This window comes from Ruegeria sp. BF6 (genome assembly GCF_056538665.1).
In genome coordinates this window covers 66,827-82,214 of record NZ_JBQFTN010000002.1, presented here as the reverse complement: position 1 = coordinate 82,214, position 15,388 = coordinate 66,827, and the positions used below count along the sequence as shown (strand labels likewise).

Sequence of the window (15,388 nt, the reverse complement as noted above, 5' to 3'; positions counted from 1 at the left end):
TTTTCTCCCGAACGTTTCGTGGTTTCCTTTGCGAACTCAAACTCGCGACGTCCGTTATTTGGTCTCGAAAACAATATTTGGAACAGAAACTGACAAGAAACGTTGTTGTTTCGGAACAAGTTTAACTGAGTTGGATGCACAAATGAAAAAAATAGCAATGAAGTTTTTCAAGGCCTGCCTAGTATTCAGCTTATCATGGTCGGCGCAAATTGTAATTCCAGTAGAATGGCAAGTGTCCTTTGTTTCTGTCGCATGGGCAGACGATGAAGATGACCGGGACGACGACAGAGGCGATGATCGGGACGACGACGGAGGTGATGATCGGGACGATGATCGGGGTGATGGCAGCAAGCGGGATAGTCGAAGTGGCGGTGGAGCAGTAAACGGCCAAAAATCCTCTGGGGAAAACCCGTTCGACAACCTTATCAGACGGCTGACCAATCGACCGCCAACACCTCGACCAGCACAGGCGCCAACCCCAGCTCGAACGCCCATCGCGCTGCCAACGCGCGCGCCGTTCGAAATAGTTGTTGCGGATGCATCGACTGAGGATCTGGAACAACTTCTGTCCGAAGGATTTACAATCGCCGCAACAGAAACTCTTCTGGCGTCTAATCGTGTTTTGACACGGCTGACTTCACCGAGCGGGCTAGAACTGGAAGCCGCCCGGGATCGGGTCCGCGCCCTGCCTTCGGGCGGTATTGCGGATTTCAATCACTTTTATCGCTTTGAGCAAAGCGAAACACGAGTGGCTTCATCGGGCCCGTGTTTGCATGAAAACTGCCCTGCCTGGGAGATGGTTAATTGGCCAAACACAAGGCACGCCGAAGCGACTTGTCCCGTGCAAGTCCCGGTGGGAATGATTGATACTGGGATAAATTCTGAACACGAAATCATGGCTGGTGCGCAGCTGGAATTGATTCAATTGGCGGACCAAACATTTGCCCCTTCAAAAGCAGTTCACGGCACTGCGGTGGCATCCCTTATGGTCGGCGATCCGGACAGCCGTGTGCCTGGGTTGATCCATGGGGCGAAAGTCATCGCGGTGGATGCATTTGCGCGTAAAGGCTCGGATGAACGCGCGGATGTGATCTCTCTTCTGCGCGGGTTAGATGTGTTGAAGGCGCGTGATGTACGCGTGATAAACCTGTCACTGGCGGGGCCCAGAAACAGCCTACTTGAAGATTTTGTCAATCAGATGGTGCAGGAAGACGAGATCGTTCTGGTCGCAGCGGCAGGTAATGAAGGACCGTCTGGCGAACCGATGTTTCCCGCGGCATTTGATACCGTGATCGCCGTGACAGCTGTGGATGCGCGGGCTCGCATCTATCGAAAAGCGCAGCGCGGGCCGCAAATCGACATAACCGCGCCGGGCGTAAACATGTTATCTGCCACATCAATTCGTGGCGCGCGCCTAAAGTCGGGGACATCCTTTGCGGTTCCCTTCGTCACCGCGGCGGTCGCAATCATGCTCTCACAGGACAACACTCTGTCACCGAAACAAATCCGGGAGCGTCTGGAAAACGCCGCGCAGGACCTCGGCGCGCCCGGATATGACGAGGTGTTTGGCCATGGCCTGCTGAATGCCGCCTCATTGTGCTAAGGTGCCCAGCCACCCGTAATCAAGTCCGCCTCTAGAGCGGGAGCAAGTGAATCGCCTGCCCCCAACCGATCCAGAAACGGCATCAACCCCTGCATTTCTGCGCCACTTGCAGTCACAAATCCATCCTCGGTGCCTGATGCGGACAGCGGTTCTGACATCGTCACCTCAACCACCCACGTGCCGGAGGTGATACATGCAATGCCAAGGTCGATACGCTGGTCTGCACGGTTGATGAATTCAAATTCCCGGCAATAGCCGTCTGAGATCGGAAGCGTAGCAAGGACCATAAAGTCCTGACCTGTGGCGGTTGTCTCGGGAATACCCGATGGCAGACGGTTCAGCGCCGACGCCAGTTCCGACCCATTGACGACTGGTCCCACGGTCACGTTTGTCGTATCGATTGGGGCAAATAAATTGGGGGCTACAAAAACCGCGAGTGCCACCATCGCCGCTACGGCCGTGCTCATCCACACAACGGGTCGCTTAGAAAAGGGGAGGACCTTCGCCGTCTGTGTCGTGCCCAGAATGGTGTCCTTGATCACTTGCGGCACCAGTTCATCCAGAGGATCGCTGAAGGCCCGCGACAGCGCTTCGTTTGCGGCCATTAGATCGTCGACATAGGCCTGATCTTGAGGGTGGTCAGCCAGATGGATCACAATGGCTGCAGCCTCTTCAGGCGACAGTTCTCCGTCAACAAACGCAGCGAGGAGGGATTGGTCAATTAATGGATTTGCAGTCATTGTATCGACCCTTTCGTCATCCCCAATAGTGGTAGCAATGCTTCTCTGGCCCTCGATAAGCGGCTCATGACGGTGCCAACGGGCACTTCCAGAACGTCTGCGGCCTCTTTGTAGCTCAAACCCTCAATCGCGACGAGGGACAGAACAATGCGCTGCTTTTCAGGCAGCGCAGCCATGGCAGTCCGGGCCACGTCCAGCATCATTCGATCCTCAGGCTGGCGCGCGGCAAGGCCTTTGTCACAAAGACCGGCAAGCTCGGGATCAACCGAAGCCCCCCGCGTTTTGGCGCGCCTACGGTCATCGATCCACAGGTTTTGGATAATTCGGTACATCCAACTGTCCATGCGCGTCCCTTCGCGAAACTGCGCCGCGTTTTTCAACGCTTTTACACAGGCTGACTGCACCAAATCATCGGCGTCTGGTTTATTACCCGCAAGTGACAGCGCAAACCGGCGCATTTTCGGCACCAATGCAACCAAGTCTCTTTGGAACCGGTTCGTCATGCGGTCACTCCTGTTTCGCTTCTCTTCAATAACAACGGATCGTCAGAGGTGGTATTCCATATGATCCAAGAAAAAACGAATAACTGCCGCGGCAAAACCCGAGGCGACGTGTTTTGGCCTGCAGCGAAAAAAGTCTCAAAAAGTTGGAATAGATAGCCGCCGGCTCCGTTGTCCCAGCAAGACAGCAAACAATCAGGAGCTGAAACGATGTTCGATACCGCAATGGACGTAACACCAGTGACCGGACTGATGTCGGTCACCAAACTTTCAGTAAGGGTAGATCGACGCACGCTTTCCGCCGACATTCACATTCCAAGCGTTACAGCACCAGATGTCCCGCCATTATTGACGTTGCACGGAATTTCGCGGAACGCGGCAGGATTGGCCGAGGCATTTTCCGGGCCTTGCGAGAGGAAAGGCCAAGTTCTGATTTCCCCACGTTATTCCAAAAAGCACTGGCGTCATTTTCAAAGGATTGGCAACGTTCGCCCGGATCAATCACTCCTTGCACTACTCGCCCTGGTTGAACAGATGGGCATTGCAAAAACAGGTCAAGTCGAGATGTTCGGCTATTCTGGTGGAGCACAACTCGCGCACCGTTTTGCCATGCTTTATCCGCAGCGGGTTGCTAGCCTGCATATCGCTGCCGCCGGCTGGTACTGCCTGCCGGATTTGACGCAGCCCTTTCCGATGGGTTTGGCTCCAACGAAAGAGGCCTTGAAAGTGAACGTTCCCGCTTTGGCTCACAACCAGTTGCGACAGTATCTGAGTCTAAAGCTTCGGGTTTATGTCGGCGCCGAGGATAGCCACCGGGATCCCGCCCTTCGCAAAGGACCGGGCATCGACGATGTCCAAGGCCGTCACCGACTGGCCCGCGCGCGGCACTATTGCAAAGCATTCCGTGCCGCGTCCGAAGCACGGGGGATTACACCCGATCTGTCGCTGACTGAACTTCCCAACTGCGTCCACAGTTTCGCCGACTGCGCAAAAGCTGGTTTAACGGAACTCGTTTGTGAATCTTGAAATCATTGAAGTACAGGAGATTAATTATGGAAAATCATATCTTTAAAGGCGCAAAATGGTGCTTTGCAACCAGACGCATTGATAAGGCGCTGGCAAGCGGGTTGCGCCAGGATTTCCAGCATTCAAAACCGGGGGACCTGATCCTTGGCCGAGTGACGTCGATCGGCAACCACCAACGTATTCAGTTGCCAGCCGGTCGTCCCTCAACACTATATCCAGGTGATCTTGTTGTGCTGCCCTGCGGCGCACGGTACGCGCCTGACCAGTTTGAAGGACTGGCCGAGATTGATGAGAAGGGCAGCGATATGCTGGCGGGCGGAGGATGCCTTGGGCGCATGGTGCATCGCAATGAGCGCATCAAACCTCCGACACGCATTCAACCGCTAGGGCGTATCACGTCAAAAGACGGGGCCGTTCTGAATACAGGCGACTTCGCCTTGCCAGAGCGTTTAGATCCCGCACAGATTCCGGTGATTTGCGTGGTCGGTACCGCGATGAACTCGGGCAAAACAACCGCAACGGCTGCCCTGGCCCACGGCCTGACAAAGGCTGGATGGAAGGTGGCGGTGCTCAAAGGCACGGGTACTGGCGCGTTCGGGGACTACAATTCCTTTGTTGATGCCGGTGCATCCTTCGTCGCCGATTTTACAGACGCAGGTATGGTCACCACCTATCTTGCGCCTTTGCCGCGCATCGTTGCGGGTATCGATACGCTATTGGGCGAGTCGGAGTCCCTCGGCTGCGACATCGCGGTGATGGAACTGGCGGATGGCATATTTCAGCGGGAAACAGCTGCACTTCTGGCTGATCCGTCAGTCCGAGACCGGTTTTCAAAGTATCTTTTTGCCTGTGCCGATGCGGTTGCAGCCGCAGGGGGTGTAACTGAGTTGGGCCGAAACGGCATTCGACCCATCGCACTGACAGGGATGCTGTCATGCTCCCCTATGGCAGTGGAAGAAGCGCATACCGCAACGGGTGTTCAGGTTCTGACCCGAGGCCAACTTCTCGATCCAGCATATGCAAACACATTGGCTGTGCGTGCCGGGGTCGATCGTACACGGTACGCAGCATGACCCCTCCGGGGCTTTTTGACGGTCCTAGACGCTGCCTTTTTGGTTGGATCCTATGCGCGACCATTTTGCAGGCCGCCGCTCTTTCAGCGGTGGCCATTGCAACGCGGACCGCCTTTGTCGCGTTCCATGATGGATCGGACCTGCCCGTTCTTCCCATTGCAGTCGTCGGAGGCGCCGGGATGTGCAGCGCGCTGCTGCAATTGGCTTTCCGGACGCTCGCGGAACGTTTGGGCCAGGACTATGCCAAGGACGTGCGTCTGAGGCTGTTCGACCACGCAAGCCGTAGCGATCAGATTGAACTGGACCAACGGCGCATGGGTTACCACGTCTTGCGCTTTACTGGCGATCTGGCGGCGTTAAAAGACTGGCCCGGTCTTGGTTTGCCGAGGCTGGTCCAAGCTGCTGTCCTGCTGCCAGCGGCGACGGCCGTGCTGATCTATCTTGACCATCGGTTTGCCTGGGTGGCGATGTGCGCGGTTCTCCCCTCGGCGATTTGTGCTCCTCTAACACAGAGCAAACTTTTGGAAGCGCATCGAAATTTGCGAAAACGCCGTTCTTTGCTAGCCGCAGATGTAACGGAACGCCTGCCAATTGCACCGAGGCTTTCGGCATTGGGACGGCGACGCATCGAGATGAAATCACTGAATCGCCGGGCAGAGCAGGTTGCAGATGCGGCCCGCACCCTCCGCAGCCTCAGCGAATATAGAAAGGCTGTTCCCGATCTGTCAGCCGCTGTCGCCGCCGGTATAGTCTTGTCCATTGGCGGGTATGGCGGTTTGTCTTCAGGAACAATTGCAGCCGCATTGGCGGCGCTTGGGCTGATGGTCCGGCCGCTTCGCAATGCAATGACATCAAGCGACCATGCGGCGAAGTATCGGGTGGCCCATTTCAATCTGTCCCGCGCGCTTGGTCGCCCGTTGGCCCCAGCCCGCAATTCCGAAACCCGTCTGCGACGGAAACCGTTTTCGATTGAGATCAAGCCAATGCATGGCCCAAAGATCAAGGTGCTGCCAGGGAAACAAGCGATCATCTCCAATTCAATGATGGACCAGATCGAAGTCGCATTGTTGGGAAACGCAACGCCTGGGGACATCTCATTGAAACTTGATGGCAAAGATGTTGCACGATTAACACCCGGAAGCCTGCGCCGATCTGTCGGCGTTCTCACTGACCAGCCACTAATCCTGAAAGGAAGCCTGCGACGCGCGTTAACGCTGGGTCTGCGCCAACGACCGTCAGATGAAGAAATCACGAGGGCAGCTGAGAGCGTTTCCCTGCAATACATCATTCATGAAATAGGCGGCTTAGAATTCAAACTAGCGGAGCGTGGCGCCAATCTAACTGTTGATCAAAAGCTTCGCATTTCTTGCCTTCGCCTTGTCCTCCAGAAGCCAGACATAATCCTTGTTCGCAGTGCACCGTGCAAAGCAATGAGGTCATCGCGGACGTGGCAACTCGCCACAAAAATAGCAACTTATCGTGAATTCCTTGCCACATAATTTGGGCTCAACACCGAAGTGGGCAATTGAGCCCTACCTCACCGTTGCCGAGATGAGCCGTGCCTACGGGGCAGAAAACCTCTTAACGCGATCCTGGCCCCTGACTTGATCCTCCCCCACTGAAGTTGTCCGCCGTTATGTTTAGGAAAACGGAGGCCTACTCTGAGGTCTTTTTTGTACGTGTCGCTAATGTGGTGAATTGCATTTATCCGGCACTCGGATGCATCACCATACAAACAAGGCGGTCGGCCACCCAACCCTAAAGCCGGGCACCCGCGATGAGCCGTTCTCGAAGGCGAACTACAGCGACCAATGCGAGCTCCGTCCCCTTTTGCGTTGTGATCGATAAAGATCAATAGGCCAGTTTTCAAAACCCTAAATCTTTCAGATTTTTAAGTTTACCGAAAGGTCAGTTAATACCCCCAATGTTCTGGTCACCGCTTGATTGTTGAGTAATGAGGCGGGGATGCAATGCTGAGCCTAATAATATCCACATTGGCCAGCGTGGTCTTCGAAATCGGGCATCTGTGGTCCGCGTTCCTCATAAGTTCTGAAGGTGCGGTTGCTGCCTCGGCCAGCCACGCCCAATACTTGTCCCTCGCCACAGTTTCCGCATTGAGTATTCTGGGAAAAGCCCAAAAGCGCTCCCAAAATCCAGGCACACCCAATTCAAAAGTCACGTTGGGTTCGAGGTGTCACAACACGCTGCAAGCAAGAACTCTTCCTTGCTTAGACGACGGACTGTTCGACCGATTGTTCCTCCGCGCTCACGCAGTCCGAAATGGTGAAGCTGCGCTTGGGTATGCCACTCCCACAATCACAGTGATTGGATAACTAATGCCAAAGCCCAAGGGCAACTTAGCCTCTGTGATTTCCAGGTTCGGTGAAAAGGCTGGCCTGGTTCAAAAATACACCATCACCATTCCACCCGCAAACGATCTGAACCGCCCGGCCCCTCGGAAGCCGCGTATGGGTCAGGCAAACAATTCCAAGGTAAAAAAGGAGCCAATCATGTCGTTAGACATTTCGAAACTCGGTGAAATAAAAGGTCTGTTAGGAGCATGTCTCGTCGACAGTGACACCGGCCTCATACTCGGCACAGAGGGCGGCTCCAAGATTGATCTCGAAACAGCCGGCGCGGCTAATGTTGAAGTGGTTCGCGCAAAACTGCAGGCTATCGAAGCTCTAAAGCTCAACGATTCCATCGAAGACATTCTGATCACGCTGGGTAAGCAGTTTCACCTTGTCCGCCCGCTGGAAAAAAATCCCAATATTTTTGTGTATGTCGCATTGGACAAGAAATCGGCAAACCTGGGACTAGCAAGACTGCAGGTCAAAGCGGTCGAAGAAACGTTGAGCCTCTAGTCTGCAACCATTTGCCAAATGGACTCGGCCATCTTGATATGGCTGGGTCTTGTCTACGGTTGAATCGGTCACGTTTCTTGGAACAGGCACCGACTGTCTGGGAGGCGAACAGAATGAAAATACTCGTAGCAGAAGACGACAAAAAAACCGCTGATTTCGTCTATTCAGGCCTGCAAGCCAACGGATTCAGTGTGGAGTGGTACGAAGACGGTCGCGATGCCCTATCCTACTGCCTGTATAATGACTGTGATGCCATCATCCTTGATCGAATGTTGCCGGGAATGGACGGTCTTTCCGTTCTGAAAGCTCTGCGGGCGGCCAAGAAGCAGACCCCTGTTCTGTTCCTCACATCGATCGGAGATGTTCAGGATAGAGTCGAGGGTTTGACTGAGGGAGCCGATGATTATCTGGTGAAGCCCTTTCATTTCTCCGAACTACTTGCGCGATTGTATAGCATTATCAAACGCCACTCTGCCGGGGTCACAACGACCGAACTTCACGTCCACGACCTTTCGATGAATTTGCTCAGCAGGGTCGTCAAGCGACAAAATGAGACAATAGAATTGTTGCCGCGTGAGTTCGCGCTTCTTGAAGTTCTAATGCGAAACTCAGGACGGATCGTGACCCGCACCATGCTTCTGGAACAAGTCTGGGACTACAATTTCGACCCGAATTCGACCGTAATCGAAACCTATATCAGCCGGCTGAGGTCAAAGATTGACAAGCCCTTTGACACGCCTCTTCTGCATACGTCTCGAAATGTCGGATATAGTCTTCATGGACCGCGCTAGCATTTTCTCAGGTGCCCCTTTCCGGACAGCTTGTTACGCTGCGCTGGTGGTCTGGATTATCACTGCCATTTTCGGATACGCGGCTTACTTGGCGCTAGAAGATAGGCTCCGCCTTAACCTCGAACAACAAATCCTTGAAGAAGAACTTCTGCTTCAGGAGATACTCTTGGACGGTGGCGCAGCCGCAGTTCAGCGGGCGATTGAACACCTGAACAGTCCCAATCGGTCCGGGCTTCACATGATCGCGCTGTTTGACAAACACAATTCGGCACTTGCTGGATCTGTCGCGAAGGTACCCGACAAAAATGGCTGGCATGAGGTGGATCCGGATTTCGTGGCGATCGGTGGGGCTGCTCCTGTCTACCTGCTTCACGTCTCCGACTATCTTGGCTATCGCACGGTGGTCGCCCGCAGCCTGACATCACTCAATCATGCTTTGACGACGCTTTGGGAAGGATTGTTGTTACTGACGCTCGCGACGACAGCCACCGTTATGGGGCTGGGATACTACGTCAGTTCGCAAAGCTATCGCAAACTCCAGCGGATTGAGCGAACCCTCGATCTTGTCTCACAAGGGGACACAGACATTCGCCTGCCCATTTCAGAAGCAAACGATCAGATTGATCGGGTTTCCCGTTTGATAAACCGGCATCTCGACCGGCTGTCGAGTCTGCTCATCAGCACGCAAACAACCGCGGTCACGATAGCTCATGACCTGAGGACGCCTTTATCCCATGGGTTTTTGGCATTGCAGCGGGTCTATAGCGAAGTCGAGTATGGCGGCGACCCGCGCCCAACGCTTTACGAATTGGAAAGCGAACTGAAACGTCTCAGCGCTGTCTTCGACACGATCCTTAGAATTTCTCGTATTGAGACTGGCGGGTACAAGGACCACTTTGCGACAGTGAACCTGAGCGCAATCGTCGAAGACATTGTCGAAACTTTCTATCCAGTTGCGATAGACGAGGAAAAACACATCTCGGCAGAGTATAACGCCGATACGGTACTGATCCGAGGCGATGAAAACATGCTGAAGCAGTTGCTCGTCAATCTTGTAAACAACTCACTCCGGTATTGCCCTTCAGGCTCTTGGATCAAGATCTCCCTGATGGCCAAATCCGATTGCGTCGAGCTTGTTGTGGAAGACAATGGACCGGGAGTTCCCCCGTCTCAAATCAGCAAGGTTTTTGACGCATTCTTCAGGGCAGACGGTGCCAGAAACGAAGCGGGAAACGGGCTTGGCTTATCCCTCGTAAAGGCTGTTGCTGTGCGGCATGGAGCAATGGTCGTTGCGGAGGACAACGAACCGGGTTTGAGGGTTTGCGTGAGCTTTGGAAGAACCCTCGCGGCCGCTTGAGTACAATTAAGAAAAACACTCCATACCACCTTTTGGGTCCATCCGCTTGCGGGATCACTCAAACCCAAAAAAGCCAATTCCAGAAAATGAGGAAATACAAAGATGAATAAAGCCGTAATCTTGGCAGCGATCATGTCGGCATCCGCGGCCACTGCCGAAGAAACTGAATTCAGATGCACATCGGATGTATCTGGAGAGGAGATTCAGGTGTTTCAGAACGGAGACCTCTCGGAAGCGCGCATGATTGTTCAGGGCGCAGAAGGCCCGGCCTCCGTTGCACACGGCCTTGACGGGGTGACTTTCATCCATATCAAACCCGACGAAGTCTGGACGTTGGCCCTCCATTTTCCAACCATGACCTATGAATTATCCACCCATGGAGCGACTGCCACTGAAGATCACGGACACTGTGAAAAAAGTTAGACGCAACATTGGCTTGCTCGTGGATTGAGAGATAGACAGGTTGAAAAATTTCTAAAATGTAAGCTGGGTGAAAACACTGTGAAAATTCAACCGCTCACAATGCAAACATCGTTCGAGAGAACTCAAAACACTTGGTCAAGGAAGCATTCGTACCCCTCCGAAAGGGTGTCATCGGTTCCGTGAAGACGCGGGCCACTCACTCGTAAGCAAGCCTTCCTCGGCCAAAGTAGCGCCCCCCTTAAAACGTCAAAGCCCACTAAAGGGGGGCGCTACGATTCCACCAGAATTTACCTACTGCTGTACCAAAACCTCAGATAAACTGGGCTTTCGATGCATTGTATTGGTCTGTGAGCAAATGCGACGCGGGTTGATGTATCAACCCGTTACCATTGATCCCAAAATCGTCGAGTGAAAAGCACATACAATGAAAGCAATTCCAGACGCCCTGCGATCATTCCGAAAATCATGATCCACTTGGCGGCTCGACTAAAGTGTTCGAGTGAGCCTGAGCTTTCCACCTTTGGACCAAAAGCAGGACCAATATTAGCCACTGCGGTCCAGGCAGAGGTGAAGGAGGTCTCGATTGTCAGGCCGGTTAACGAAAGCGCAGTGGCTACGAACCACACTGTTGCCGCGAAGAGGGTCATAAATGCCCCGACAGACTCGACTACATCTTTTGAGAGCTTCTTCCTGCCATACATTGGCTGGCTAACAACGTTCGGATAGCGCACTCGCTTGATCCGGATCGCAATCGCCGCCAAGCTTACCTGCCACCGGAATATCTTGACCGAGCAAGCTGTAGAGCCGGTACAACCTCCCAAAAATCCAGCGACCAATACGAGCGATAGAGCGAAACTACCCCATTGAGAGATATCCTCGCTAGCGTACCCAGTGCCTGATATCACCGAAACTACGTTAAACAGCGACTCACGAACGATCACAGAAAACGGCTCGTCACTCGTCGCCATCCGAAAAGCTACTAAGACTGTGACCAGGACAAGTATTGCCAGAAGGTAACCCCTAACTTGAGGGTCATTCAATAAAGGTTGGGCGCTCCCCCTCGCCAATTGAACGAAACGTATAAGCGGTAAGCTGGCGGCAACCATGAAAATGATGCAGACATATTCCAGCGCTCCTTCAAACCGTATGAAGGATTGATCAGTCGTCGAGAACCCGCCTGTTGAAATCGTTGTCATGGCATGAACGACAGCGTCCAGTGCCGACATTCCCATTGCGGCGTAAACAGCCGCACAAGTCGCAGTGAAACAGACATAAATCGCCAGCAGCGACCTAGCTATATCCAGCGTACGTGGGAGCAATTTGCCCTGAGTATCAAACCCTTCCGTCAAAAAAAACTGCATGCCACCGACACGCATAATCGGCAAGAATATCATTGCAACGATGACGATACCAAGCCCGCCCAGCCATTGAAGTACACCTCTCCACAGCAAAATCCCGGGTGGCAGGACTTCAAGATTATGAAACACCGTTGAACCAGTTGTGGTCATACCGGAAACCGCTTCGAAATAGGCTTCCGTAATTCCAGCTTGCTGTATGCCAAGTAATAAGGGAACTGCACCAAACATCGGAAGCGCGACCCAAACCACTACAGTCAACGCGTAGGCTTGGTTGCGGTTTATAGTGGTAATTTCAGGTCGCGACGTGGTCATAGCGAGGAGCAATGCCGTGGACGCAATTGCCAGACCGCTTTTGGTCAGCGCACTGATTGGCGAGAATTCAAAATGTTGGTCCACGAGCCCGCAAATGATCATCAGGCACCCCATGCAGCTGGCGAGAAGCGCGGTAATGTGGATAATTGGTGTGACTTTCGACATGTAGGATTTGTTCAATATTGATGCGGCACCAGTATTGATCTCAAACGTTTGGCTATATTGGTGGCAGAAAACCAGTTCGCTGTTCACGCTCCGCACTTGGGTAACCTGAGTGTGCAAGAGCCAAGTTTTCTCGCGCTTTTCACGAACATCAAAAATCTGAAAAGCAAGTGCCCCTTGTGAGCGGCCTCATCTAACTGGTCCAAATTGATTTTTAGTACGTCATCTGCCTGTAATCCACCGGGACGATGGTTTCCGGTGTCGTGGTCGGTTTGTTGTTGGTTTTTGCGGTTGTGGTTGCTGCCATGTTTACGACCCTCAGCATTCAAAACATGGCAGCTACCCAATGGGCACCGTGGCGATGGGCCAGGCTATGGTCATTTTGGTGCGCGGGCCGGACCTTTCAATGGCGACGGTGATGGCGACCACCGCAGGGCTTTGTCACAAACTTTCGGCATCTCTGTCTGAGACGAGTATCTCGTGCTAGTGGCGTCCCGTGTTTTGACCGGAGCCAATCGTGACGATCTCATTCAAGGGTGCACACGTTCCGAAAGTTGCGATCGTACCGGCTTCCATGCCTCACCTAAAAGGCTTTCGCGTCCCGCGTGAAATTATTGCCTACACTGTCTGGATCTATCACCGGTTCATCATGAGCACAGCTGATGACAAAGATCTGCTTGCCGAGCGCAGCGTGAAGCACTGGTTTTGGCGGGCTATCGATGCGGACGGCAACGTTTTGGACATTCTTGTGCAACCCAAGCGAAGTGCCAGAGCGGCAAAGCAATTTCTGAACCGGCTGATTGTTCAGTACGGTCAACCTCGCGTTGTAATAACCGACAAATTATGCAGTTAAATCAGACCGTTAAAGGTCTTGACCCCGGACTCGGACCAACGGGCGCACAAAGTCCTCAACAACGCCATCGAAGTGTCGCACAGGCCGACCCGAAAACGGGAGACGATTGCCGGGCGTTTCAAGTCGCCCCGAAACGCTCAGAAGTTTCTATTCGCCCATGGTCAAATCAACCTACAATTTGGCAATACCCGCGCATGAATTGAAGTTCATTCGACGTCTTCTGCTGGATGCCAGGGTAAACTCTCAATTGGTGGCTCATAACGATTTGCCCGGTAGCGAGATTCCGGAATGTCGTACCCCATACCGCTGTCATCGACCCAGACGTCATCTTCGACACCGAATGGGCGCTTTGTACGGTGAATGCCCGTTGGCCTCTTCATAATTATTTCCTTAGTTAAGTTTCTTGCGGCACTTGGCCACCTGTTCGTTCATTAGTTGGCTTGAATGTCCCTCCTTCGCTGGACGCACCCTACCCACCCGGCACATCTGCGCAACCGCTGATCCGAGCCCTCAGAAAATGGAGCGGGTGGTTTCTGCTCTACCGGCGCCGCAATGCGCCATAAAGGGCATAAAAAGACAAGTTGTCATAGCCGTAGTATATTGGAAACCGGAGCGAAAATAATTTTGGGATGCAAAACATGCAGTAATCAATGGCATACTTCGGGAGGAAATTATAATGCCTACATTTGTCTATGGGGATCAGCCGGAAACCATCATAAGAAAATCGGCAAGGAGCAACGCCAAAAAGGTCAACCATGTGCTGATGGGATCGATTCTGGAAGTTACAGACACAGACGGTGATTGGCTTGAAGTAGACTCCCTTGGAAAGGGGCCCGGAGGCTGGGTTCGCAAGAAAGATGTACGTGATACCCCGATACTAAAAACATTCTTTGTGGACGTAGGCCAAGGCGATGGGGCTATCATTGAATCTCCCGAAGGGATCATGTTGGTGGATGGAGGTCCCAACGCCAATTTCTTCAAATTCATGAAACACCGTTACCGCCGCATCTTGAAGGCAGGTGATAAGGTACTGATTAAAGCCATGGTTGTTAGTCATCCCGACTACGATCACTTCAACGGTCTGACTCCAATTCTCAAGGATGAAAGATTTGAAGTCGGAACGATCTATCACAATGGCATCATTCGCTATGATGACGACAATCTACCGGTTGGCACGGATTTTGATCTCGGCAAGCTAAAAAATCGAACCATAGATGGAGAGTGCCGACTTACGGTTACAGAGTCATTCGACACACTTACTCAGGCAAAAAACCTTGTCGACGGCGGTCATCTCATGTCGTCTTTCCGGAAGTTCTGGCAGGCTGCTCTGGACGCTAAAGACGACGGTCGTCTTGGAAACGCAAAGCGCATCACGATCAGAAACGAGGAGTTGCCAGGCTATACCCGGAACGACGACGACAAGCTTTACGTTGAGGTTCTGGGACCAGTACCGACGAGAAAGTCGGGAAGTGTTGAGTATGTCGCATTCCCGGATGCCCACGACATCGCCGATGACGATCCAGCGCCAAGCTCATCACACACGCGGAATGGTCATTCCATCGTTCTAAAGCTCAAGTTTGGCAAACACACCATTCTTCTTGGTGGCGATCTGAACATCCCAGCTCAACAACATCTGATGAAACACTATGGCAGCAGCAACCCGTTTCGGGTGGATGTTGCCAAAGCATGCCATCATGGATCTTCAGATTTCCACGTCGAGTTTCTGAAGAAAACGATACCTCAAGCAAATGTCTTTTCTTCCGGAGATAACAAGTCTTTTGATCACCCTATGGCTGACGCTGTCGGCGCTATTGCAAAACATACGAGAGGATCACATCCACTGTTGTTTTCCACTGAGCTCGCCCGTGCCGTATCCAGCACCGACACGCACTATGGATTGATCAATCTACGCAGCAATGGCGATACGCTCGTCATGGCACAGATGAAGGAACAGAAAAACAAAGCGGATATCTGGGATTCATTCACAGTTCCATGGCCGGGTAGATTTGCAAAGGAAATCAAGGAATCGGAGAAAGGTGATTAACTTCTACCAAGGACAGTTGCATGACCGCTTTGGCAGACGAAGCTGCCGCTTAGCGAAAGCCGTGCCTTTAGTGCAGTGAATGGATGTCGTTGTTGGGCTAAGGGCCGTCGTCGCAGCGAACGCAGGATTTTGAGCCATGGGTATCGCACGCCGACGCGGACGGCCCATTCCTGCCCTTCGATCCTGGTCAATTTCGCTGCGGTGCGGCCCGTCAGAGAAGGCATTCGCTGCACGCGCAAAATCGAGATAAGGTCTAACTTACAGCTTGCGGGTTAAAACCAG

The 15,388-nt window shown here is 52.9% G+C and carries 13 protein-coding genes and 1 pseudogene; 10 read left to right on the top strand and 4 right to left on the bottom strand.

Features of this window, described 5'->3' with window-relative positions; all coding sequences use genetic code 11:
• Positions 1-142 precede the first annotated feature (142 nt).
• Positions 143-1,603 carry a S8 family serine peptidase gene (locus ACR0IM_RS08515; protein ID WP_480681508.1) on the top strand — a complete coding sequence of 487 codons (1,461 nt, stop codon included), beginning with the start codon at positions 143-145 and terminating at the stop codon, positions 1,601-1,603.
• Here the strand turns inward: ACR0IM_RS08515 and ACR0IM_RS08510 are convergent.
• Both ACR0IM_RS08510 and ACR0IM_RS08505 read right to left on the bottom strand, forming a co-directional pair.
• On the bottom strand, positions 1,600-2,343 hold the full coding sequence (locus ACR0IM_RS08510) for an anti-sigma factor family protein (RefSeq protein WP_480681507.1): 744 nt from the start codon (positions 2,341-2,343) through the stop codon (positions 1,600-1,602). The genes ACR0IM_RS08515 and ACR0IM_RS08510 overlap by 4 nt on opposite strands.
• On the bottom strand, positions 2,340-2,846 hold the full coding sequence (locus tag ACR0IM_RS08505) for an RNA polymerase sigma factor (protein ID WP_480641714.1): 507 nt from the start codon (positions 2,844-2,846) through the stop codon (positions 2,340-2,342). Before ACR0IM_RS08505 ends, ACR0IM_RS08510 begins: the two co-directional genes overlap by 4 nt.
• A 207-nt stretch (positions 2,847-3,053) precedes the next feature.
• Between ACR0IM_RS08505 and ACR0IM_RS08500 the strand changes: the two genes are divergently transcribed.
• The 7 genes from ACR0IM_RS08500 to ACR0IM_RS08470 all read left to right on the top strand — a co-directional run bounded on the left by ACR0IM_RS08500 (position 3,054) and on the right by ACR0IM_RS08470 (position 10,377).
• Positions 3,054-3,869 carry an alpha/beta fold hydrolase gene (locus ACR0IM_RS08500; protein ID WP_480641715.1) on the top strand — a complete coding sequence of 272 codons (816 nt, stop codon included), beginning with the start codon at positions 3,054-3,056 and terminating at the stop codon, positions 3,867-3,869.
• A 26-nt stretch (positions 3,870-3,895) separates the two neighbouring features.
• A complete protein-coding gene (locus ACR0IM_RS08495) occupies positions 3,896-4,942 on the top strand; it encodes a P-loop NTPase family protein (protein WP_480641716.1) in 1,047 nt (348 codons plus the stop codon).
• Complete coding sequence (locus tag ACR0IM_RS08490) at positions 4,939-6,441, top strand: ABC transporter transmembrane domain-containing protein (protein WP_480681505.1); 1,503 nt, start codon at positions 4,939-4,941, stop codon at positions 6,439-6,441. The genes ACR0IM_RS08495 and ACR0IM_RS08490 overlap by 4 nt, the downstream gene beginning before the upstream one ends.
• 837 nt (positions 6,442-7,278) lie before the next feature.
• A complete protein-coding gene (locus ACR0IM_RS08485) occupies positions 7,279-7,806 on the top strand; it encodes a roadblock/LC7 domain-containing protein (protein ID WP_480681504.1) in 528 nt (175 codons plus the stop codon).
• Positions 7,807-7,919: 113 nt separating this feature from the next.
• Positions 7,920-8,597, top strand: coding sequence for a response regulator (locus ACR0IM_RS08480; protein ID WP_480597115.1), 678 nt, complete (start codon positions 7,920-7,922; stop codon positions 8,595-8,597).
• Positions 8,584-9,954 carry a sensor histidine kinase gene (locus tag ACR0IM_RS08475; protein WP_480681503.1) on the top strand — a complete coding sequence of 457 codons (1,371 nt, stop codon included), beginning with the start codon at positions 8,584-8,586 and terminating at the stop codon, positions 9,952-9,954. The genes ACR0IM_RS08480 and ACR0IM_RS08475 overlap by 14 nt, the downstream gene beginning before the upstream one ends.
• A gap of 102 nt (positions 9,955-10,056) precedes the next feature.
• Entirely contained in the window at positions 10,057-10,377 is a 321-nt protein-coding gene (locus ACR0IM_RS08470) for a hypothetical protein (protein ID WP_480681501.1), read from the top strand.
• Between the two features lie 383 nt (positions 10,378-10,760).
• Here the strand turns inward: ACR0IM_RS08470 and ACR0IM_RS08465 are convergent, their stop codons facing one another.
• A complete protein-coding gene (locus ACR0IM_RS08465; RefSeq protein ID WP_480681500.1) occupies positions 10,761-12,299 on the bottom strand; it encodes a TrkH family potassium uptake protein in 1,539 nt (512 codons plus the stop codon).
• A gap of 484 nt (positions 12,300-12,783) precedes the next feature.
• Between ACR0IM_RS08465 and ACR0IM_RS08460 the strand changes: the two are divergent.
• Positions 12,784-13,242: pseudogene (locus tag ACR0IM_RS08460) on the top strand (IS6 family transposase); the annotation flags it as partial.
• 26 nt (positions 13,243-13,268) lie between these two features.
• On the opposite strand, the gene ACR0IM_RS08455 reads toward ACR0IM_RS08460, so the two are convergent.
• Positions 13,269-13,442, bottom strand: coding sequence for a hypothetical protein (locus tag ACR0IM_RS08455; protein WP_480597105.1), 174 nt, complete (start codon positions 13,440-13,442; stop codon positions 13,269-13,271).
• Positions 13,443-13,738: 296 nt separating this feature from the next.
• Between ACR0IM_RS08455 and ACR0IM_RS08450 the strand changes: the two genes are divergently transcribed.
• A complete protein-coding gene (locus ACR0IM_RS08450; RefSeq protein ID WP_480681498.1) occupies positions 13,739-15,106 on the top strand; it encodes a hypothetical protein in 1,368 nt (455 codons plus the stop codon).
• The last annotated feature ends 282 nt before the right edge of the window (positions 15,107-15,388 follow it).

Coding starts and splice junctions, on each gene's coding strand:
- ACR0IM_RS08515 (WP_480681508.1), top strand. CDS start 143: ATGAAAAAAATAGCAATGAAGTTTTTCAAGGCCTGCCTAGTATTCAGC.
- ACR0IM_RS08510 (WP_480681507.1), bottom strand. CDS start 2,343: ATGACTGCAAATCCATTAATTGACCAATCCCTCCTCGCTGCGTTTGTT.
- ACR0IM_RS08505 (WP_480641714.1), bottom strand. CDS start 2,846: ATGACGAACCGGTTCCAAAGAGACTTGGTTGCATTGGTGCCGAAAATG.
- ACR0IM_RS08500 (WP_480641715.1), top strand. CDS start 3,054: ATGTTCGATACCGCAATGGACGTAACACCAGTGACCGGACTGATGTCG.
- ACR0IM_RS08495 (WP_480641716.1), top strand. CDS start 3,896: ATGGAAAATCATATCTTTAAAGGCGCAAAATGGTGCTTTGCAACCAGA.
- ACR0IM_RS08490 (WP_480681505.1), top strand. CDS start 4,939: ATGACCCCTCCGGGGCTTTTTGACGGTCCTAGACGCTGCCTTTTTGGT.
- ACR0IM_RS08485 (WP_480681504.1), top strand. CDS start 7,279: ATGCCAAAGCCCAAGGGCAACTTAGCCTCTGTGATTTCCAGGTTCGGT.
- ACR0IM_RS08480 (WP_480597115.1), top strand. CDS start 7,920: ATGAAAATACTCGTAGCAGAAGACGACAAAAAAACCGCTGATTTCGTC.
- ACR0IM_RS08475 (WP_480681503.1), top strand. CDS start 8,584: ATGGACCGCGCTAGCATTTTCTCAGGTGCCCCTTTCCGGACAGCTTGT.
- ACR0IM_RS08470 (WP_480681501.1), top strand. CDS start 10,057: ATGAATAAAGCCGTAATCTTGGCAGCGATCATGTCGGCATCCGCGGCC.
- ACR0IM_RS08455 (WP_480597105.1), bottom strand. CDS start 13,442: ATGAAGAGGCCAACGGGCATTCACCGTACAAAGCGCCCATTCGGTGTC.
- ACR0IM_RS08450 (WP_480681498.1), top strand. CDS start 13,739: ATGCCTACATTTGTCTATGGGGATCAGCCGGAAACCATCATAAGAAAA.